Below are 17,987 nucleotides of genomic sequence, written 5' to 3' on the forward strand. Positions count from 1 at the left end.
AGTATTAACCGAGCAGTTCACGTAAATAAACAAACAGCTGGCGGGCAGCAACCGGTGGTTTTTGTTCGGCCCGCTGTTTTTCGGCAAGACGAATAAGCTGACGCAATTTTTGACGGTCAGCATCTGGGTGCTCTTCAATGAATTCTTGTAGAGCATCGTCGCCTTCATGCAGCAGTTTATCGCGAGTTGTTTCAATCTCGTGAAAAATGGATGTTTGCTGCTGATGCGCATTTTTTAAATTATTTAAGGCTTGCTCAATAGGCGCTATATCACGTAAGCGCATGAGCTTGCCAATAAATTGAAGCTGGCGTCGGTAGCCTTCGTGCTTGTTACGAATTTTACGGGCAAGTAAAACGGCATCGCGCAGCTCATCGTCCAGTGGCATTTTTGCTAACTGGCTGTCGGTCAAATTGACAAGTTGAGTCCCTAGCTCCTGGCGTTCTGCCATGTCGCGTTTTTTTTGGGACTTGCTGACGAAGTCGTCAGATTGTTCAGGGTTTTCGGCTGGGCGTTTCGGCATAAGTTCGATTCATTAGCGCTACAAAGCCGTCAGTTTAGCAGTGAGGAGAGTTTTTTGATAGTACAACTGAGTGACTTACAGGTTCAAATGAAGCAGGTGGAGAGTGCTGTTAAAGAAGCACTGCGACTGGCTGAAGCAAAAGGCGTCAGTTCTGCTGAATGCTCAATCAGTCACAGTTCCGGTATTTCGGTGGGAACCCGCCTGGGCGAAGTCGAAACCGTAGAGTTTAATCAGGACGGGGCGCTGGGTATCAGTGTTTACCGTGGCAACCAAAAAGGCTCGGCATCAACTACAGACTTGTCGGAACAGGCTATTAACGCAGCAGTCGACAAGGCCTGTGATATCGCCCGTTTTACCTCTCCGGACCCATACAATGGGTTGGCTCCGGCAGAATTAATGGCGACCAATGTACCCGATCTAGACTTGTGTCATCCGGGTGACCAGAGCGCAGAGTATGCCATAAAGCAGGCATTGGCTTGCGAGAAACATGCGCTGAATCTGGATGAACGCATTGTTAACTCTGACGGCGCGCATTACGGCAGCCATACGGGGTTTCGCGTTTATGGTAATAGCCACGGTTTTATTGGCGGTTACTTACAGTCCCGGCATAACCTCAGTTGCGTTTTGATAGCCAAAGAGGGCGACAAAATGCAGCGTGATATGAGCTATTCAGTTGCTCGAAAAATGCACGAATTGAAATCTGCCGAGAGCGTTGCTGAAGAAGCCGCCGCAGAAACCCTGTCGCGGTTAGGAGCGCGCAAAGTCCCAACCGCTAAAGTGCCGGTTATTTTTCGGGCTGACGTGGCAGGGAGTTTGTTTGGTCATATGGTCAGTGCGATAAGCGGTGGCAATTTGTATCGTAAGTCCAGCTTTCTGCTCGATCATTTAGGCAAGCCGGTGCTGCCAGAATGGCTGAGCATTCAGGAGAAACCGCATATTGTCGGTGGCCTGGCGAGCTCACCGTTCGATGCTGAAGGTTTGGCTACGAAAGATCGCGATATTATTAGCGACGGGGTGCTGCAGACTTACCTGTTAACCAGCTATGCTGCACGTAAACTGGATATGCAGCCTACCGGCCACGCAGGTGGTATCCACAACTGGCGGGTGACACAGCAGGACAACTCGTTAGCGCAGTTATGCAAACAAATGGGAACAGGCTTGCTGGTAACCGAATTGATGGGGCAGGGCGTGAACATGGTTAATGGTGACTATTCGCGCGGAGCGGCCGGCTTCTGGGTGGAGAACGGTGAAATTCAGTACCCGGTAGAAGAAGTGACCATTGCCGGTAACTTGAAAGACATGCTGGCGAACATTGTTGCCATAGGTAATGACACCGATGAACGCCACGCACTGCATACCGGCTCGGTGTTATTAGAGCAAATGAGTATTGCCGGCAATTAAAAAGACAGGGAATTAAGACAGTAACAAAGTTGCTGAGCCAAGGAAGGCGAAAATACCCACGACGTCAGTAACGGTCGTCAGAATAACTCCGCCTGCCAGTGCTGGATCGATGTTAAACCGTTTCAAAATAAGGGGCACGGTAGCGCCGGCAAGGGCAGCTGCGACCAGGTTCATCATCATCGCAAAGGCAATAATGCCGCCGACTAACCAGCTCTGCATCCACAGCGCAACGACTGCAGCGATTAACACTGACCAGATAGCCCCGTTCAGAAAGCCAATGGCCAACTCTTTACCAATAAGCCATCGCGAATTACTTGAGCCGATGTGGCCCAGCGCCATACCTCGTATGACCAGTGTCAGGGTCTGACTACCGGCTATGCCGCCCATACTGGGTACAATGGTATTTAAAATAGCCAGTACAGCCATTTGTGCCAGTATGTCTTCAAATAATGAACTGACCATAGCGGCAAGTAAGGCAGTAACCAGGTTTACCGCCAACCATACGGTACGGCGGCGAGTACTTTTTAATACCGGAGCGAAGGTATCTTCGTCATCTTCCAGACCGGCCATACTCAACATGGAATGTTGGGCGTCTTCGCGGATAATATCGACCACGTCATCGATGGTTATACGACCAACCAACTGCTGTTCATTGTCGACGACCGGCGCAGATACCCAGTCATGACGTTCGAACAATTTCGCAACCTCGGTTTCATCCATAGTCACTGGGATGGTGGTTATATCCGCCGACATAATTTCGTCAATGCGATGGCTAGGGTCAATAGTTAACAACTGGGTTAAGGTAATTTCGCCAATGAGCTTTTCATGACGATCCACAACGTAGAGTTTATCGGTGGCTTCGGGGAGTTCACCTTTAAGACGCAAATAACGCAGCACGACATCGATAGTGACGTCCGAGCGCAAGGTAATGGTATCGGTATTCATGATACCACCGGCGCTGTCTTCGGCGTATGAAAGCGCGGTTTCCGCACGTTCCCGGTCGCTTTCGTCCATGGACTTCAGAACTTGCTGATAGACTGGCTCTGGTAAGCCACGCAAGACGTAGGCAAGGTCATCGGTGTCCATGCCTTCGGTGGCAGCAGCAAGGTTCTCCGGTGCCATTTGACGGATAATGTCTTTCTGAACCTCTTCGTTCAGTTCCTCAAGAATTTCGCCGTGTTCATCTACGTCAACCAGTTTCCAGACAATGGAACGACTTTTGGGCGGCGAGGATTCCAACAGCAATGCCACATCGCATGCCGGCATATTATGCAGCATACGGCGGGCAGCAACGAACATACCATCAGACAGCGCGGAGTTAACCTCCTGAATGCGCTGCATGGCATATTCTTTGTCGGAAAGCTCAGCAATCATGCTTATTCGTCTTCCTCGAAGCGATCTTCAAACAAAGCGCTAACGGCATCCAGTGCCGCTTGTGCGTCTTTCCCTTCGGCACAGACTTCAACAGTTTTTCCCTGTTGACTGGCCAGTAGCATCAGGCACATAACGCTGGCAGCGTTAACGCATTGCTCACCTTGAGTAACCGTAATGTCCGACTCGAATTCCTGCGTTAATTGCGCTAATTTTGTTGCCGCGCGTGCGTGCAAGCCTAGTTTATTGCGAATAATTAACTTTCTGCAAATTTTATCCATGGATTTTTAGTTCCCGGTGTCTGACCTGAACCTTGACAGTTTTTTGTTCAAAGCGCTCGGCTAGCTGCTGAGAAATATAAACTGAGCGGTGTTGACCGCCGGTACAGCCGGTAGCTATGGTCAGGTAGCTGCGGTTGCTGCGCTGAAAGTGCGGCAGCCAGGTATCTAGAAAGTTTTCCAGCTGATAAATAAACTTAGTCACCAAGGGCTCTTGGCGAAAGAAAATCTGCACGTCGGTATCCAGGCCGGTAAGCAGCTTAAGCTCAGGTTGCCAGTGCGGATTGGGTAAAATACGCGCATCAAAGACAAAGTCAGCGTCTTTGGGCAAACCGTACTTAAAACCAAAAGACTGAAACACTATAATCAGCTTTTTATCCGCTCGTCCCAGCACCCGCTCAGTGACCTGTTCACTTAATTGGTGCAGAGATAAATCGCTGCTGTCGAGGCGCCAGGTTGCTCTCTCCATAATGGGTTCAAGCATTTTATGTTCGGCCTGAAGCGCTTCAAGCAGAGGCAGTTCTTTTTGCGATAACGGATGCAGGCGACGAGTCTCGCCAAAACGCTTTAGTAAGGTATTGTCGTCAGAGTCAATAAACAGAATTTCCGGTTCAACGCCTTTGGGCAAAAAGCTCAGAGAATCCAGTGATTCTTCAGAATGCTCTGGTAAATTGCGGACATCAATGCTGATGGCTATTTTTTGATATTGCTCGATGACTGCATGCACCAGCGTTGGCAACAGGCTTATGGGTAAATTATCAACGCAATAAAAGCCTAAGTCTTCCAGTACGCGCAGAGCAATTGTCTTACCTGATCCGGAACGACCACTAACAATGATCAGTTGCATGGCGACTGTTCACCTTCGCCCACAAATAATTGATATAACGCTTTGTCAGAATCTGCATGGCGCAGTGCGCGGGTGCAGTCTTTGTCATTCATTCTTCTGGCCACAGTGGCCAATGTTTGTAAATGGTTCTCGTGCTCTGACTCCGGCACCAGAAGCGCGAAGATAATATCGACAGGCTGGTTGTCAATAGAATCGAACTCGATAGGTTCGTCTAGGGTCAATAATACCGCCACCGGATGATTTGCATTAGGTAAACGGCCATGAGGAATTGCGATACCTAAGCCAATTCCCGTACTGCCTAAACGTTCACGGTTTAAGAGGCTCTCAAAAATGTCATGACGGGTAATGCCAGACAGCTTAGGGGCTACGATTTGACTAATGGTTTCAAGTAGTCTTTTTTTACTTGCGCCCTCGACTGCACACTTGGTGCAGTCGGCGCTTAACAATTCACTCAGTTGCATGGATTAATGTTGTTTCATTTTCTCTTTGTGTTTAATCACCTGACGGTCCAGTTTATTAATTAAACCGTCGATGGCCGCGTACATATCTTCGTGCTTTGAATCGGCGAAAAGCTCACCGCCATTCACGTGCAGCGTAGCTTCCGCTTTTTGAATCGTTTTTTCAACGTTTAGGATGACGTGAACATTCGTTATATGGTCAAAATGTCTTTCCAGCTTGGCAAATTTTGTGTCCACGTAGTCACGCAGAGCTTCGGTAATATCGATGTGATGACCGGTCAAATTAATTTGCATAACGTCTTCCTTCTGCAGTTAACAAAGTTATAAAAGACTTTTGCGTTGGCTCGATGATGGAATGTTCAACGATTCCCGATACTTCGCAATTGTCCTTCTTGCTACTTGGATACCCTGTTCGGCTATCAGTTCAGCAATCTTACTGTCGCTTAATGGTTTACTGCGATTTTCAGCAGCGACCATCTTCTTAATTAAAGCACGTATTGCCGTGCTTGAACACTCACCACCGCCCTCTGTACTGACATGGCTTGAGAAAAAATATTTCAACTCAAATACACCACTTGGGCAGTGTAAGTATTTTTGTGTCGTTACGCGTGAAATCGTACTTTCATGCATATCGACAGTTTCAGCAACATCGTTCAGTACCATAGGCTTCATAGCCTCTTCACCATGCTCAAAAAAGCCTTGCTGGCGCTGTACTATGCAATTAGCCACCTTCAGCAGCGTATCATTCCTGCTCTCCAGGCTTTTTATGAACCAGCGAGCTTCTTGCGTATGGTTCTTTATGTACTGGCTGTCGGCTACTGACTTTGCCGCTTTACTTAAGGCGGCGTATTCTTCGTTCACTTTTAATTTAGGTACGCTGTCGGGGTTTAATTCGACCATCCAGCGACCATTTTTTTTAGTAACGGCCACGTCAGGAATAACATATTCAACAGGTTGCTGTGCAACTTGCTCGCCCGGATGCGGATGCAATTGTTGAATTAATCGCATAGTCTGGCGTAAATCGTCTTCCGATAACTTCAGTTTACGCTGAATAGTGCGAAAATCGCGACTGCCGAGTAAGTCCATATGTTCAGTCACTAAGCATAAAGCAACCTGCTTGTATTCAGTGTCGTCGCTCAGTTGCCGCAATTGAATGGCAAGGCACTCACTGACACTGCGAGCGCCGACACCAATTGGATCAAAATGCTGAATACGCTTTAGCACCATGCAAACTTCTTCTGCTTCTACTTCGGGCAGACGCACGGCTTCAATAATTTCATCAACATCGACCATTAGGTAGCCGTTGTCGTCTATGGCCTCGATAATGGCTTCCGCTATGGCGGTGTCTTCTTCTGAGAAATGAGAAAGTTGCATCTGCCAGAGTAGGTGATCCTGCAGAGATTCGCTGGTAGAGCCCTGGTAGACTTCAAAATCGCCGTCAAAGGATTTCCCCGAAGAGGCTGCGCCGTTGGCAGGGGTATGACTGGAGTAGGTGTCGTCCCAACTGCTGTCGACCGGCAGTTCGTCAGGCATCTCCTGAGTTTTTATAACGTCGGATGTTTCCCGCTGACTGTCGTCCCTTTCCTCAATGTTGCGGGTTTCAGACTGGTCGGCGTCGTTACTAGTTTCACCTTCAACCTCCAGCAATGGATTACTGTCTAACGCATCCTGAATTTCTGACTGAAGATCGAGCGAGGAAAGCTGCAGCAGGCGGATAGCCTGTTGGAGTTGTGGCGTCATGGTCAGCTGCTGACCAATTTTTAGCTGCAGACTTTGCTTCATAATGACTGTCCCGGTATCACGTTATAGGGTGAACTGCTCACCGAGGTAAACGTCTCTAACCTGTTGATTCGATAATATACTTTCTGCATCGCCGCTGGCAATAAGCTCGCCATGACTGACAATATAAGCGTGTTCACAAACAGACAATGTTTCGCGAACATTGTGGTCAGTAATCAGTACACCAATACCACGTTGTTTCAAATGTTCAACAATCTTTTTAATATCAATAACCGAAATGGGATCCACCCCGGCAAAAGGCTCATCCAGCAAAATAAACGTAGGTTCCGCTGCCAGGGCACGGGCAATTTCGACCCGACGGCGTTCACCACCTGACAGGCTCATGCCCTGACTGTTTGCTATGTGCCCAATATGAAACTCTTCGAGCAAAGCATCAAGTTGCTCTTCACGTTCGTTGGTTGATAGTTCTTTACGAGTTTCCAGAATAGCCATCAGATTATCGCGCACGGTTAACTTCCGAAAAATGGAAGCCTCCTGCGGCAAATAGCCAATACCTCTGCGTGCCCGCTCATGCATTGGCAGCAAGGTAAGGTCATTGTCGTCCAGTAAAATTTGGCCTTTATCGCTATTAACCAAACCGACAATCATATAGAAGGTTGTGGTTTTGCCTGCGCCGTTGGGGCCCAGCAAACCAATAATCTGTCCTTGACTGACTTCCAGACTGACGTCTTTGACGACTTGTCGGCTTTTGTAGCTTTTGGCTAAATGTTTGACTCGTAAAGTTGCCATATTAAGGGTTCTCGTTATTTTTTTCGTCGGTGTCAGTTTTTGGTTTTGGCGTGAAAATAGTGATAACACGGCTGTCTTCTTCGCCTGAGCTGCTTGCCGTTACCGTTTGCTTATCCAAATCATAGGTAATTAAACTGCCGCTGGAGCTACTGCTGCCTTGAGATATGCGTGCGTCGCCTTTCAGCTCCAGTCGTTGTTCCGACTGAAAGTAGGTTATTTTTTTCGCTTCTGCGTTAATTTCATTACCATCTTCCAGCGTCTGGCTGTAAGTCGCAGGAGTACCTTCTGCAATAAAAATATCTGCTTGTTTGGCGCTCTCGCTGGCGGACGCTTCTAATCTGTCTGCGCGAATTAATAGGCTGCCCTGGCGAATAATAACGTTATCCGTCAAAACCAGACGATTATTTTTAATATCAAGCTCTTCTTTACTCGACTCTACTTCCATTGGCTGACTAAAGTCAGACTTACCCTGAGCCATAACCGCTGACGGTATTAAGGCAACCAGGATGAGTTTACTCAGCAGGCTGGAAAATCGTTTTAACATGTCTTTTTAGCTCCATTCGTTCAGCTTTCAGGTCCGCAGTCATGCCGTTACCCCGAATTAATAGTCGGGGTCCGTGAATGCTTACCGGATGTTCAGTGCTCATTGACTCACTTTTCAAATCAATAATCAGGTACTCGGTTAACACTTGTTTGATGCGAGTATCCGGCTCTAAAGCAAGGATTTCAACATCGTGCTCCAAAATCAGGGTTTGGTCGTCGTAGAAAGTCCCTTGCTCGGCACTGACCTCCCAAAGCTCTTCGCCTTGCTCAGAAAATACCGTGTAAACCGGGTGTTTAAGTTCGGTCAGACCAATTTGGTTATAGTGAGACATCTTCTCAGATTTGATCTTGTGAGCCAGTAAACCGTCACTTTCGAAAATACGCGTTTCCAGACCAAAAGCGGTAAAGTCGGGCTGCATCGCACGTGTTGTAGCCGCGTTGCTACCGTCAGCGTCATCGCTAAAAGGGCGCCAGACAAGCAATAGTCCGGCACCGAATAATAAAATGAGAATGACAGTAACGCGTTGACTCACACACTGGCTCCTGCCGCCAGGTGCAGTTGTCCTTGACTGAGCATGATTAAATCACAGATTTCGCGCACGGCACCATGTCCGCCATGACAACGTGAAATATAATCGGCCTGCTGTTGCACCGATGCGTGAGCGTCCTGGACTGCAATACCCAGACCCGCAGCTTTAATTAAAGCTAAATCGGGAGTGTCGTCGCCAACATAAGCCACTTGCGCTGCGCTAAGGCCTAACTTTGTCAGTAGCTCATCGAAAGCGGCTGTTTTATCGTTCTGTCCCTGATAAATAAAGCCAACATCTAAGTGCTCCATGCGATGTTCAACAATGCGTGAGGTCCGCCCGGTAATGACCGCTGTTTCGACTCCTGATTTTTTCAGTGCTTTCATGCCAAAGCCATCCCGGGTGTGAAACGCTTTCAGTTCCTCACCATCGTTACCTAAATAAATGCGGCCGTCGGAGAACACTCCGTCCACGTCCAGCACTAGCAGCTTTATCTCGGAAAAGCGTTTAAACAGGCTTTTTTCAATGTCGCCATACCAGGTGTTAATACATTCCATTAGAGCACTCCTGCCTGCAGTAAATCATGCATGTTCATTGCGCCACAAGGCTGCCCATCTTCGTTAGTAATAATGAGCCCATTTATTTTTCGGTCCTGCATGAGTTTTAATGCCTCAGCGGCCAGCATATCCTCGTTCGCAGTAATACAGGAGCGGGTCATAACTTCTGCTATCGGAGTCTTATGAACATCGATTCGGTTATCCAGAATGCGACGTAAGTCACCGTCTGTAAAAATGCCGGCAAGGCGCTGGTTTTCATCAACTATCGCGGTCATGCCCAGCCCTTTACGCGATATTTCCAGTAAGGCATCACTAATAATAGCGTCGGCCGGTATAGTCGGAACACGCTCGCCAGTGTGCATCACATCATGCAACCTTAATAGCAGGCGTTTACCCAGCGAGCCGCCGGGATGCGACAATGCAAAGTCGTCGGCAGTAAAACCGCGGGCGTTGAGCAGGGCAACCGCCATCGCATCGCCCATAACCAGCGTTGCTGTGGTAGAAGCTGTAGGCGCCAATCCCAGCGGGCAGGCTTCCTGTTCAACCGCTATGCAGACATGAGTGTCAGCCAGCCGGGCAAGAGTGGAGCCCGGTTTGCCCGTCATTGAAATTAAGGGGACGCCCAGACGCTTAATGACCGGAATAATGTTCAGCACTTCGGCTGTTTCGCCACTGTTCGATATCGCAATGACCACATCTTGAGCCGCAACCATGCCTAAGTCTCCATGGCTGGCTTCGCCCGGATGTACGAAAAATGCTGGTGTGCCAGTAGAGGCAAGTGTGGCTGCTATTTTTCCACCAATATGGCCGGATTTCCCCATGCCGGTGACAATAACGCGGCCTTTGCAGTTGAACAGGGTTTGGCAGGCGGCATCGAAATTCTCATCCAAATATTGATACAGACCTTCAATCGCCTTTTTTTCGATATCCAGTACTTGCTCGCCCAGTAGCCGAAAGTTCTGGGTGACTTGTTTCATTGTCATGCCTCTGGCGTTGCACTTTTGCCCTGTATAATACGTCATTCGGTACAACTCTGCCTACCGTACGCAAGTAAATCTTGTATTTTATTACAAAAATAATTACTATACCAACCAGACGGTTGATAAAGTAAGTGCAGACAATAGTGAATACACCATGGTAGAGAAAAAAGGCGCAGGGCGACCCAGCAACAGAGATGTCATTCTGGATGCCGCTGATCAGTTGGTTGCTGCAGAGGGGGCAGGGCATCTGACGTTTGACGCCTTGAGCCAGACGACCGGCATCAGTAAAGGTGGTTTGCTTTATCATTTCAAGAGCAAAGACTGTTTGCTGCAGGCTATGTTAAAACGCCGCGTTGAACGCTACGAGGCACTTCGTGAGCAATATCATCACCAGTTTGCTAATGACCCAAAAGGCGAATTAAAAAGTATTTTACTGGCAGCGCTTGATACGGACGCTGAATGCGCCCGGTTAGGCAGTGGCATGTTGGCGGCCGCTGCGACTAACCCTGAGCTGTTAGGTCCTTTAAAAGAACATATAGCATTGACGCTGCAGCGGCTGGAACGTATTGCCGGAAGCAAAGTGGGCAAAACGCTGTTTTATGCGGTTCATGGTGCGCGTTTATTTGAACAACTCAACTTGTGTGACGCCTGCGTGCATGAGCGAGAAGAGTTTGCACAATATTTACTGAAGCTTGTCGACGAATTGACAGAAATAGAATCAATTCGCTGATAAAATTTGCAACACTTTTTCGGTATTGGATAATACCGACAGTCGTTAAAATTTAAGACTGGTAAACTCGTAACAGGAAACTGTCGTGACAAACTTGGTAGAACTTAAAGATCTGACTTTTGCTCATGGAAGTCATAGAGTCTATGACGGCCTGTCGTTAGATGTTCCGAAAGGCAAAATGGTTGCTGTCATGGGGCCTAGTGGCATTGGCAAAACAACACTGCTGCGCCTTATCGGTGGCCAGCTCAAGCCTGAAAGCGGCAGTATCAAAGTGGCCGGAGAGGAAGTCCCGCAGTTAAAACGCGAGGCCTTGTATCAGTTACGCAAGCGCATGAGCATGCTGTTTCAAAGTGGTGCGCTGTTCACTGATATGTCGGTTTACGAGAATGTCGCCTTTCCACTGCGCGAGCATACCGATTTACCCGAAGAAATTATTCGAAGTGTGGTTTTAATGAAGCTTGAGGCGGTGGGCCTGCGTGGCGCACGCCACCTTATGCCGTCAGAACTGTCAGGTGGTATGGCTCGTAGAGCCGCTCTGGCAAGGGCTATAGCTCTGGACCCCGACCTAATCTTGTACGATGAGCCTTTTGCCGGCCAGGATCCCATTTCTATGGCGGTCATTGTAAAGCTTATTAAATCTTTGAATGAATCTCTGGGTTTAACCTCTATTGTCGTATCGCACGACGTAAAGGAAGTGTTGTCGATTGCGGATTACGCTTATGTCATTGCTGACAAAAAAGTGGTTGGCAAGGGAACTCCGGATGAACTCCGTAATAATGACACGGCAATTATTAAGCAGTTTTTGAACGGAGCGCCCGACGGGCCTGTCGCGTTCCATTACTCAGATGACGATTTTACAACGGACTTATTAAGGGGCGAGGGATGATCCAGTTTATACGGTCTATCGGCCGCCAGGTACTGGATAGCCTGGCGGGCATTGGATATGCCTTAGCTATGCTCATGGGCGCCATTATTGGTAAGCCGCAACCTGCTAAGTCCTGGCCGCTCTTTATAAAACAAATGTATGTCGTCGGCGTACTGTCGATGCTTATTGTTATTGTCAGTGGCTTATTCATTGGGATGGTGTTGGGTTTACAGGGCTACACCATTCTCGTCGATTATGGCGCCGAGCAAAGTCTGGGGCCTATGGTTGCGCTGTCGTTATTGCGTGAGTTAGGGCCCGTCGTTACGGGGCTTCTATTTGCCGGGCGGGCGGGTTCTGCATTAACTGCGGAAATTGGCCTTATGAAAGCCACTGAGCAACTGTCCAGCCTGGAGATGATGGCAGTTGACCCTCTACGTCGTGTCATTGCCCCAAGGTTCTGGGCTGGTGTGGTTAGTATGCCACTGCTGGCGCTGATGTTCTCAGCCGTTGGTATTTACGGCGGTTATTTGGTCGGCTCTGGCTGGCTGGGTGTTGATGAGGGCGCTTTCTGGTCGGTCATGCAATCAGCCGTTGACTGGCGGGACGATCTCCTGAACGGCGTTATTAAGTCTATTGTATTTGCTTTCGTTGTTACCTGGATAGCTTTGTATAAGGGCTATCGTGCAGTACCAACTTCGGCGGGAATCAGCACTGCGACAACGTCGACAGTGGTGACTGCGTCGTTAGCAATTCTAGGACTCGATTTTATTCTTACAGCTATCATGTTTGGTGGATAACCATGGAATCAAGAAAAACACAGTTATGGGTAGGCGTTTTCGTTGTCGTCGGTATTTTGGCTCTGTTCTTTATCGCATTAAGAGCAGCCAGCGGCACTATGACGACATCGGGCGACAGTTACACCCTGTACGCTAAGTTCGACAATATTGGTAGCCTGAAAGTCCGCTCGCCGGTGAAGGTGGGTGGTGTCGTTGTGGGTCGTGTTACTGATATTTCATTGTCGGGCGACTATTACGAGCCACGTGTGGCAATGAGTATTAGCAAAGATTACGACAAGTTTTCTGAAGCCAGCACATTGTCGGTGCTGACGTCGGGACTCCTGGGCGAGCAATACCTTGGGCTTGAACCTGGCTTTATTGACGACAGCGTAGGCACGCTAGAAGACGGCGATACCATTACTGATACTAAGTCAGCATTGGTTTTAGAGAACCTGATAGGCCAGTTCCTGTTCAGTCAGGGCAATGATTAAGTGGTAAGGAGAGTCCCATGGCAGTAAAACAATGGATAATGGCTATTTTTGCAACCTTAGTATTGGTCGCATCAGCGTCAGCCGATTTAATTCGTAACGATGATCCGCAAGAATTGTTAAAAGAAGTTGCGGAAAAAACCTTTGATCGCATTGCATCTGACAGAGAAAAAATTGACGAAAACCCTAATTATTTAAAGGAAATCGTTGAAGACGAGATGATGCCTTACGTCGATAACATGTATGCGTCGAAGAAAGTATTAGGCCGTTATTTACGAGACACAACAAAAGAACAGCGCCAGCGTTTTTACCGTGCTTTTTATGACTATTTAGTGGCAACCTATGCGCGTGCCTTTACTCAGTATGATGAGGACAAGCACAAGGTTTCTTTCGAACCGAGCGCAGATCTCGCGGATGATGCGCGTTCAGCGGTAGTGCGCACTCGAGTTAAAGAAGAAGGGCGTCCTGAAATTCGTCTCGATTTTCGTATACGTTACGACTCCGATGAAGAAATCTGGAAAGCCTACGACCTGGTTGTTGAAGGTGTCAGCCTGCTGAACAGTAAGCAAAGTGAAATATCTTCGGTTATTCGTGCCAATGGCATTGATAAAACTATCGAGCTGATTGAAAAGAAAGCGGCTGAGCCTATTAAGGCAGATGAAGAAGTTGAAAACCCGGCAGAGGGTCTCTAATGAGTACTCAGCAGACAGAGTTAGCATCAGTGAAAGTTAGCGATGATAACGCGCTGGTTTTCAGCGGTTCATTGACTCGTCATAGTGTCGCCAGACTGTGGACACAACGCAAAAGCTGGCCGGTGGGAAGCGAAACTAAGGTTGATTTGACCGATGTTGAGGTTATTGACACAGCCGGTGTTGCCTTTTTACTTGAAATTCTCAAGTTAACTGGCGATGGCAAAGGGCCGCTAACCTGTATAGGGGCATCTGAGCAGCTAAAACAAATTGCCCGTGTTAGTGGCGTTGAGTCACTGCTTTCGTTAAGCTAGGCGGTCTTATTAACTTTTAAGCCAACGGCAGATAACAATGAATACTGAAGAACTGAAAACTTTGCTGAACGATGCGCTTTCTCTGGAAGAGCTTCTGGTTAAAGCTGAAGGCGCGAATGTAGAAATTATTGCTGTCAGCGAAGACTTTAAAGATATGAGTCGGGTAAAGCGTCAGCAAGCCGTGTATGGTCCTCTAAACCCGTTGATTGCCGACGGTTCAATCCATGCCGTATCGATAAAAGCTTACACGCCGGAAGACTGGGCGCGTGATAAAAAATTAATGATGCCATAAGGTTGTTGGTTAGTTGATGGATAAATTTAAAATACGTGGTGGCCAACCTTTATCGGGTTCGGTCACTATTTCAGGTGCAAAAAACGCGGCTTTACCTATTTTAATGGCGTCTCTGTTGCCGTCTGAAAAAATAACCTTGTCTAATGTCCCCGACCTTCACGATGTCGACACGACACTGGAGTTATTAGATTGCCTGGGCATTAGTCACAGTAACCTGAATAATAATAGCGTCTGTATTGACCCAACCACGCTTAACCAATTCAAAGCGCCTTATGAATTAGTTAAGACTATGCGTGCTTCCATTCTGGTTTTAGGCCCTTTATTAGCTAAAACTGGTAAAGCGGAAGTGTCGCTACCGGGTGGTTGCGCGATAGGCGCGCGACCGGTAAATCTTCATATTGAAGGTTTGCGTAAAATGGGTGCACATATTGACGTTGAAAATGGTTACATTAAAGCGTCAGTAGACGGTCGCCTCCAGGGTGCTGAGATTTTGCTCGACACGGTCAGCGTGACCGGTACTGAAAACTTGATGATGGCAGCGGTACTGGCTGAGGGTGAAACGGTCATAGAAAATGCGGCTCGCGAACCAGAAGTCATTGATTTAGCTAACTTTCTCAATAGCCTGGGCGCGGAAGTCCGGGACGCAGGAAGCGACACCATTCATGTTACTGGTGTCAACAAGCTGCATGGTGGCGAATACAGTGTCATGCCCGACCGTATCGAAACCGGGACCTTCTTAGTTGCCGGCTTAGCAACTGGAGGCTCGGTGCGTTGTGAGAAAACTGACCCGGCTAGCCTCGATGCGGTATTGAAAAAGCTGGAAGAAGCTGGTGCGACAATTGAGAAAGGCGATGACTGGATAGCGATACAGAGCCATGGGCGGCCTAAAGCGGTGAATATTATTACAGCTCCTCACCCGGCCTTTCCAACCGATATGCAGGCTCAGTTTTGCGCGTTGAACGCTATTGCAGAAGGCACTGCCGGTATTCGCGAAACGATATTTGAAAACCGCTTCATGCATATTCCTGAGTTACGACGCATGGGTGCAAATGTTGAGTCAGAAGGCAGTACGGCGTTATGTCACGGGGTCGATGAACTGACCGGCGCTGAGGTTATGTGTACCGATTTACGAGCTTCTGCTTCGCTCGTTATAGCGGGGTTGGTTGCGACCGGCGAAACTGTTGTCGAGCGCATCTACCATATTGACCGGGGCTACGAAGGGATTGAGAAAAAACTTCAGGGCTTAGGTGCTGATATTGAACGAGTAACGGCTTAGCAGCCGTTCTCACTTATTACCTCGGTAATTCGGCCACTGTCACGGTGGTCGTCATTCGTTTTTCATTACGATAAAATTCCACTTCCAGTTCAGTGCCAGGCTCACTACCCGCAACCCGGTCAAGACCCTCCGGCGCAGAGCGAACGGGGTCGCCACCAATAGCGATTAAAAAATCGTTTGGTTTTAGTCCTGCTTTTGCCGCCGGACTGTTTCGTTCGACTTCCGTTATTAATATGCCAGACAGAGACTGTTCTTCGCTAAAGTTAGGATTAACGCTAATACCAATGTATCCGCGGACCACTTTGCCTTCCTGAATAAGCGTTTTCATTACTTTGCGGGCATTTTCATAAGGTACGGCAAAATAGATGCCTTCGCCGCCGTCTCCGAACGCCGAATTATAGCGGGCGTTATTAATCCCGATAAGCTCGCCGGCGGTGTTGACCAAAGCTCCGCCTGAGGCGCCCTGGTTGATCACCGCGTCCATTTGAATCAAATCGGAATAGGAATTGCTGACACCGACCCGACCACCACTGGCACTGACAATACCTTGTGTAATTGTCTGGCCGATGTTGTATGGATTACCTATGGCAAGAACAATATCACCAACGCGCACGCGGCGTGTCGACTGAACCGGAATGACCGGTAAGTTCTCTGCATCAATTTTCAGTACGGCTAAATCGGTGTAACGGTCACTACCAATTAACTGAGCGGCATAGCGTCTGCCGTCCTGCAGTGCGACCTCAATTTTATCAACGTTATCGACAACGTGATGGGCGGTCAGAATATAGCCCTGAGTGTCCATAATAACGCCTGAACCTAAACGCCATACGCGTGATGATTGAGGTTGATAATAAGAGCCCTGAATTTCGCCCATGCTGTAAATATTCACGACGGCAGGGGCTGCTTTTCGAACGGCCTGATTAAAAGAGGTAATTTCGTTGCCGTTTTGTCTTAATGATTCAGACTGAGCCCAGAAAGGCTTGGCGATAATCACTATAGCCGCAACAACTAGGCCTAAGCCAACTGACTGAAATAAAAATCGTAGAGTTGAAGAAAGTTGTTGCATACCAGCTTCCGGTTAAATCAAGTGGTATCAGCATAGCACTGATACCACCTGCCTGTCACAATGTCAGTTTGCGTTCCGCAACACAATAAATAGTGAACTGTCGTCTCGCTTGATATTAAGAGCTATAACGCCACTGTTATCTTCAATTGCTGACCGCAACTCCGACAGTGACCTCACTGATTTTCTGTTAACGCCCTGAATAATATCGCCTTTCTCGAGGCCAATTCGCGCGGCAGGAGAACGTTCTTCAAGCTCCTCTACTTCAATTCCATTCCCATCCGTTGCCGCAAGAGTAGCGCCCTGTAAAGCAGGGTGAATTGACTCCGCTGTAACAGACATGTCCTGCGCACCAAGGGTAACGTTTACAAACTGCTCTTCTCCGTCGCGAATCACTCCAAGCTTTAATGAGTTCCCCGAGCCTATCGAGCCGACCATTGCACCAAGCTCAGAAAATGAGCGGATTTTTTGGCCGTCAACTGAGATAATGACATCGCCGGATTCAATACCAGCTTCAGCGGCAGAACTACCCGGTACCACCTGTGAAACAAAAGCCCCCCGATTGACCGGAATATTCAGTGCCTGAGCAACATCGTGAGTTAAGTCGTTACCCCGAACCCCCAGTACACCGCGGCGAACTTCGCCAAACTCAATCAATTGTTGTACTAAGTTGCTCATCATGTCTGATGGAATAGCGAAACCGATACCGATATTGCCGCCGTTAGGACCGAGTATTGCGGTGTTAATTCCGATGAGTTTTCCGTCTAACGTGACCAGAGCGCCGCCGGAATTGCCGCTGTTAATAGCAGCATCGGTCTGGATGAAGTTTTCCAGTTCTTCAATGCCAAGACCACCACGCCCCAGAGCACTGACAATACCCGAGGTGACCGTCTGACCGAGTCCGAAGGGGTTGCCAATGGCAACAACAAAGTCTCCCACCCGCAGCTCGGATGATTTACCAAGCTCAATTGCGGTAAGGTCTTCTCCGTCCTCAATTTTAAGTAATGCCACGTCACTACGAGCATCGGTGCCTATGACTTTGGCGTCAAACTCACGACCATTTTTGAGGGTAACCAAAATTTCTGTAGCGTCGTCTACAACATGGTTGTTCGTTACCACATAGCCTTTGTCGGCATCAATAATGACGCCGGAACCTAACCCTTGAAACGGTCTTTCGCGGACTTGTTCACGTGGCGAGTCCGGGCCAAAAAAGAAGCGCAGGGCGTCTGGTAAGCGCTGTCTTACTTCTCGCTTACCTTTAACCGATATATTAACGACGGCAGGGGTAACATCCTCAAGCATAGGAGCTAAAGTGGGTTGCTCGTCGTCACTGCTAAAAAAAGGAATACCAGCCTGAGCTGACGTTATTGGGGTAAAGCTAAAAACAAAGAGTAAACTGAATAATGCTAAGACTCTTTTCATAATTTGAGTGACTCCTTAATAAAGCACTAACAAGCGGTCGTGAGTTAAGACCGCTTGTTAG

Annotated in this window: 23 protein-coding genes; 9 read left to right on the forward strand and 14 right to left on the reverse strand. The window is 48.2% G+C overall.

Features of this window, described 5'->3' with window-relative positions; translation table 11 throughout:
* Positions 1-4: 4 nt before the first annotated feature.
* Entirely contained in the window at positions 5-520 is a 516-nt protein-coding gene (gene yjgA / locus Q5L94_RS07475; RefSeq protein WP_317497819.1) for a ribosome biogenesis factor YjgA, read from the reverse strand.
* Between the two features lie 54 nt (positions 521-574).
* Here yjgA and pmbA point away from each other — a divergent pair, with 54 nt between their 5' ends.
* Positions 575-1,921 carry a metalloprotease PmbA gene (gene pmbA, locus Q5L94_RS07480; protein ID WP_317497820.1) on the forward strand — a complete coding sequence of 449 codons (1,347 nt, stop codon included), beginning with the start codon at positions 575-577 and terminating at the stop codon, positions 1,919-1,921.
* A 12-nt stretch (positions 1,922-1,933) separates the two neighbouring features.
* On the opposite strand, the gene mgtE is transcribed toward pmbA, so the two are convergent.
* Genes mgtE through Q5L94_RS07535 form a run of 11 tightly spaced genes read right to left on the reverse strand, consistent with a single transcriptional unit; the run spans position 1,934 to position 10,008 of the window.
* Positions 1,934-3,295 (reverse strand): magnesium transporter, encoded by a 1,362-nt coding sequence (gene mgtE, locus Q5L94_RS07485; protein WP_317497821.1) that lies wholly within the window; start codon positions 3,293-3,295, stop codon positions 1,934-1,936.
* Between the two features lie 2 nt (positions 3,296-3,297).
* Positions 3,298-3,573 carry an HPr family phosphocarrier protein gene (locus tag Q5L94_RS07490; protein ID WP_317497822.1) on the reverse strand — a complete coding sequence of 92 codons (276 nt, stop codon included), beginning with the start codon at positions 3,571-3,573 and terminating at the stop codon, positions 3,298-3,300.
* Positions 3,566-4,417, reverse strand: a complete 852-nt coding sequence (rapZ, locus tag Q5L94_RS07495) for an RNase adapter RapZ (RefSeq protein WP_317497823.1) — start codon at positions 4,415-4,417, stop codon at positions 3,566-3,568. The genes Q5L94_RS07490 and rapZ overlap by 8 nt, the downstream gene beginning before the upstream one ends.
* Positions 4,408-4,878 (reverse strand): PTS IIA-like nitrogen regulatory protein PtsN, encoded by a 471-nt coding sequence (ptsN, locus tag Q5L94_RS07500; protein ID WP_317497824.1) that lies wholly within the window; start codon positions 4,876-4,878, stop codon positions 4,408-4,410. Before ptsN ends, rapZ begins: the two co-directional genes overlap by 10 nt.
* Before the next feature lie 3 nt (positions 4,879-4,881).
* On the reverse strand, positions 4,882-5,169 hold the full coding sequence (gene hpf / locus Q5L94_RS07505) for a ribosome hibernation promoting factor (protein WP_317497825.1): 288 nt from the start codon (positions 5,167-5,169) through the stop codon (positions 4,882-4,884).
* 27 nt (positions 5,170-5,196) lie between these two features.
* A complete protein-coding gene (locus Q5L94_RS07510) occupies positions 5,197-6,657 on the reverse strand; it encodes an RNA polymerase factor sigma-54 (protein WP_317497826.1) in 1,461 nt (486 codons plus the stop codon).
* 21 nt (positions 6,658-6,678) lie between these two features.
* The gene (lptB, locus tag Q5L94_RS07515) at positions 6,679-7,404 is read right to left on the reverse strand and encodes an LPS export ABC transporter ATP-binding protein (protein ID WP_317497827.1); all 726 of its coding nucleotides are present in this window, start codon (positions 7,402-7,404) and stop codon (positions 6,679-6,681) included.
* 1 nt (position 7,405) lies between these two features.
* A complete protein-coding gene (gene lptA, locus Q5L94_RS07520; RefSeq protein ID WP_317497828.1) occupies positions 7,406-7,948 on the reverse strand; it encodes a lipopolysaccharide transport periplasmic protein LptA in 543 nt (180 codons plus the stop codon).
* Positions 7,917-8,480: an LPS export ABC transporter periplasmic protein LptC gene (lptC, locus tag Q5L94_RS07525; protein WP_317497829.1), complete on the reverse strand. Its 564-nt coding sequence runs from the start codon at positions 8,478-8,480 to the stop codon at positions 7,917-7,919. The genes lptA and lptC overlap by 32 nt, the downstream gene beginning before the upstream one ends.
* Entirely contained in the window at positions 8,477-9,031 is a 555-nt protein-coding gene (kdsC, locus tag Q5L94_RS07530; RefSeq protein WP_317497830.1) for a 3-deoxy-manno-octulosonate-8-phosphatase KdsC, read from the reverse strand. Before kdsC ends, lptC begins: the two co-directional genes overlap by 4 nt.
* Positions 9,031-10,008: a KpsF/GutQ family sugar-phosphate isomerase gene (locus Q5L94_RS07535; protein WP_317497831.1), complete on the reverse strand. Its 978-nt coding sequence runs from the start codon at positions 10,006-10,008 to the stop codon at positions 9,031-9,033. The genes kdsC and Q5L94_RS07535 overlap by 1 nt, the downstream gene beginning before the upstream one ends.
* 157 nt (positions 10,009-10,165) lie before the next feature.
* On the opposite strand from Q5L94_RS07535, the gene Q5L94_RS07540 reads away from it, so the two are divergent.
* From Q5L94_RS07540 to murA, 8 genes are all read left to right on the forward strand, one after another.
* Positions 10,166-10,741, forward strand: a complete 576-nt coding sequence (locus tag Q5L94_RS07540; RefSeq protein WP_317497832.1) for a TetR/AcrR family transcriptional regulator — start codon at positions 10,166-10,168, stop codon at positions 10,739-10,741.
* A gap of 85 nt (positions 10,742-10,826) precedes the next feature.
* Complete coding sequence (locus Q5L94_RS07545) at positions 10,827-11,627, forward strand: ATP-binding cassette domain-containing protein (RefSeq protein WP_317497833.1); 801 nt, start codon at positions 10,827-10,829, stop codon at positions 11,625-11,627.
* On the forward strand, positions 11,627-12,403 hold the full coding sequence (gene mlaE / locus Q5L94_RS07550; RefSeq protein ID WP_317498018.1) for a lipid asymmetry maintenance ABC transporter permease subunit MlaE: 777 nt from the start codon (positions 11,627-11,629) through the stop codon (positions 12,401-12,403). The genes Q5L94_RS07545 and mlaE overlap by 1 nt, the downstream gene beginning before the upstream one ends.
* Before the next feature lie 2 nt (positions 12,404-12,405).
* Entirely contained in the window at positions 12,406-12,873 is a 468-nt protein-coding gene (gene mlaD / locus Q5L94_RS07555) for an outer membrane lipid asymmetry maintenance protein MlaD (protein WP_317497834.1), read from the forward strand.
* Between the two features lie 17 nt (positions 12,874-12,890).
* Positions 12,891-13,562, forward strand: a complete 672-nt coding sequence (locus tag Q5L94_RS07560; RefSeq protein ID WP_317497835.1) for a phospholipid-binding protein MlaC — start codon at positions 12,891-12,893, stop codon at positions 13,560-13,562.
* Entirely contained in the window at positions 13,562-13,873 is a 312-nt protein-coding gene (locus tag Q5L94_RS07565) for a lipid asymmetry maintenance protein MlaB (RefSeq protein WP_317497836.1), read from the forward strand. Before Q5L94_RS07560 ends, Q5L94_RS07565 begins: the two co-directional genes overlap by 1 nt.
* A 37-nt stretch (positions 13,874-13,910) precedes the next feature.
* Entirely contained in the window at positions 13,911-14,165 is a 255-nt protein-coding gene (locus Q5L94_RS07570) for a BolA family protein (RefSeq protein WP_011233669.1), read from the forward strand.
* Between the two features lie 16 nt (positions 14,166-14,181).
* A complete protein-coding gene (gene murA / locus Q5L94_RS07575; protein ID WP_317497837.1) occupies positions 14,182-15,441 on the forward strand; it encodes a UDP-N-acetylglucosamine 1-carboxyvinyltransferase in 1,260 nt (419 codons plus the stop codon).
* 16 nt (positions 15,442-15,457) lie between these two features.
* Here murA and Q5L94_RS07580 read toward each other — a convergent pair whose 3' ends face one another.
* Together Q5L94_RS07580 and Q5L94_RS07585 are read right to left on the reverse strand one after the other, a co-directional pair.
* Positions 15,458-16,507: a trypsin-like peptidase domain-containing protein gene (locus Q5L94_RS07580; RefSeq protein ID WP_317497838.1), complete on the reverse strand. Its 1,050-nt coding sequence runs from the start codon at positions 16,505-16,507 to the stop codon at positions 15,458-15,460.
* 63 nt (positions 16,508-16,570) lie between these two features.
* Positions 16,571-17,926 (reverse strand): DegQ family serine endoprotease, encoded by a 1,356-nt coding sequence (locus tag Q5L94_RS07585; protein WP_317497839.1) that lies wholly within the window; start codon positions 17,924-17,926, stop codon positions 16,571-16,573.
* Positions 17,927-17,987 lie beyond the last annotated feature (61 nt).

Source organism: Idiomarina sp. Sol25, assembly GCF_033052775.1.
Classification (GTDB): Bacteria; Pseudomonadota; Gammaproteobacteria; order Enterobacterales; family Alteromonadaceae; genus Idiomarina.

Coding starts and splice junctions, on each gene's coding strand:
- yjgA (WP_317497819.1), bottom strand. CDS start 520: ATGCCGAAACGCCCAGCCGAAAACCCTGAACAATCTGACGACTTCGTC.
- mgtE (WP_317497821.1), bottom strand. CDS start 3,295: ATGATTGCTGAGCTTTCCGACAAAGAATATGCCATGCAGCGCATTCAG.
- Q5L94_RS07490 (WP_317497822.1), bottom strand. CDS start 3,573: ATGGATAAAATTTGCAGAAAGTTAATTATTCGCAATAAACTAGGCTTG.
- rapZ (WP_317497823.1), bottom strand. CDS start 4,417: ATGCAACTGATCATTGTTAGTGGTCGTTCCGGATCAGGTAAGACAATT.
- ptsN (WP_317497824.1), bottom strand. CDS start 4,878: ATGCAACTGAGTGAATTGTTAAGCGCCGACTGCACCAAGTGTGCAGTC.
- hpf (WP_317497825.1), bottom strand. CDS start 5,169: ATGCAAATTAATTTGACCGGTCATCACATCGATATTACCGAAGCTCTG.
- Q5L94_RS07510 (WP_317497826.1), bottom strand. CDS start 6,657: ATGAAGCAAAGTCTGCAGCTAAAAATTGGTCAGCAGCTGACCATGACG.
- lptB (WP_317497827.1), bottom strand. CDS start 7,404: ATGGCAACTTTACGAGTCAAACATTTAGCCAAAAGCTACAAAAGCCGA.
- lptA (WP_317497828.1), bottom strand. CDS start 7,948: ATGTTAAAACGATTTTCCAGCCTGCTGAGTAAACTCATCCTGGTTGCC.
- kdsC (WP_317497830.1), bottom strand. CDS start 9,031: ATGGAATGTATTAACACCTGGTATGGCGACATTGAAAAAAGCCTGTTT.
- Q5L94_RS07535 (WP_317497831.1), bottom strand. CDS start 10,008: ATGAAACAAGTCACCCAGAACTTTCGGCTACTGGGCGAGCAAGTACTG.
- Q5L94_RS07540 (WP_317497832.1), top strand. CDS start 10,166: ATGGTAGAGAAAAAAGGCGCAGGGCGACCCAGCAACAGAGATGTCATT.
- mlaD (WP_317497834.1), top strand. CDS start 12,406: ATGGAATCAAGAAAAACACAGTTATGGGTAGGCGTTTTCGTTGTCGTC.
- Q5L94_RS07560 (WP_317497835.1), top strand. CDS start 12,891: ATGGCAGTAAAACAATGGATAATGGCTATTTTTGCAACCTTAGTATTG.
- Q5L94_RS07565 (WP_317497836.1), top strand. CDS start 13,562: ATGAGTACTCAGCAGACAGAGTTAGCATCAGTGAAAGTTAGCGATGAT.
- Q5L94_RS07570 (WP_011233669.1), top strand. CDS start 13,911: ATGAATACTGAAGAACTGAAAACTTTGCTGAACGATGCGCTTTCTCTG.
- murA (WP_317497837.1), top strand. CDS start 14,182: ATGGATAAATTTAAAATACGTGGTGGCCAACCTTTATCGGGTTCGGTC.
- Q5L94_RS07580 (WP_317497838.1), bottom strand. CDS start 16,507: ATGCAACAACTTTCTTCAACTCTACGATTTTTATTTCAGTCAGTTGGC.
- Q5L94_RS07585 (WP_317497839.1), bottom strand. CDS start 17,926: ATGAAAAGAGTCTTAGCATTATTCAGTTTACTCTTTGTTTTTAGCTTT.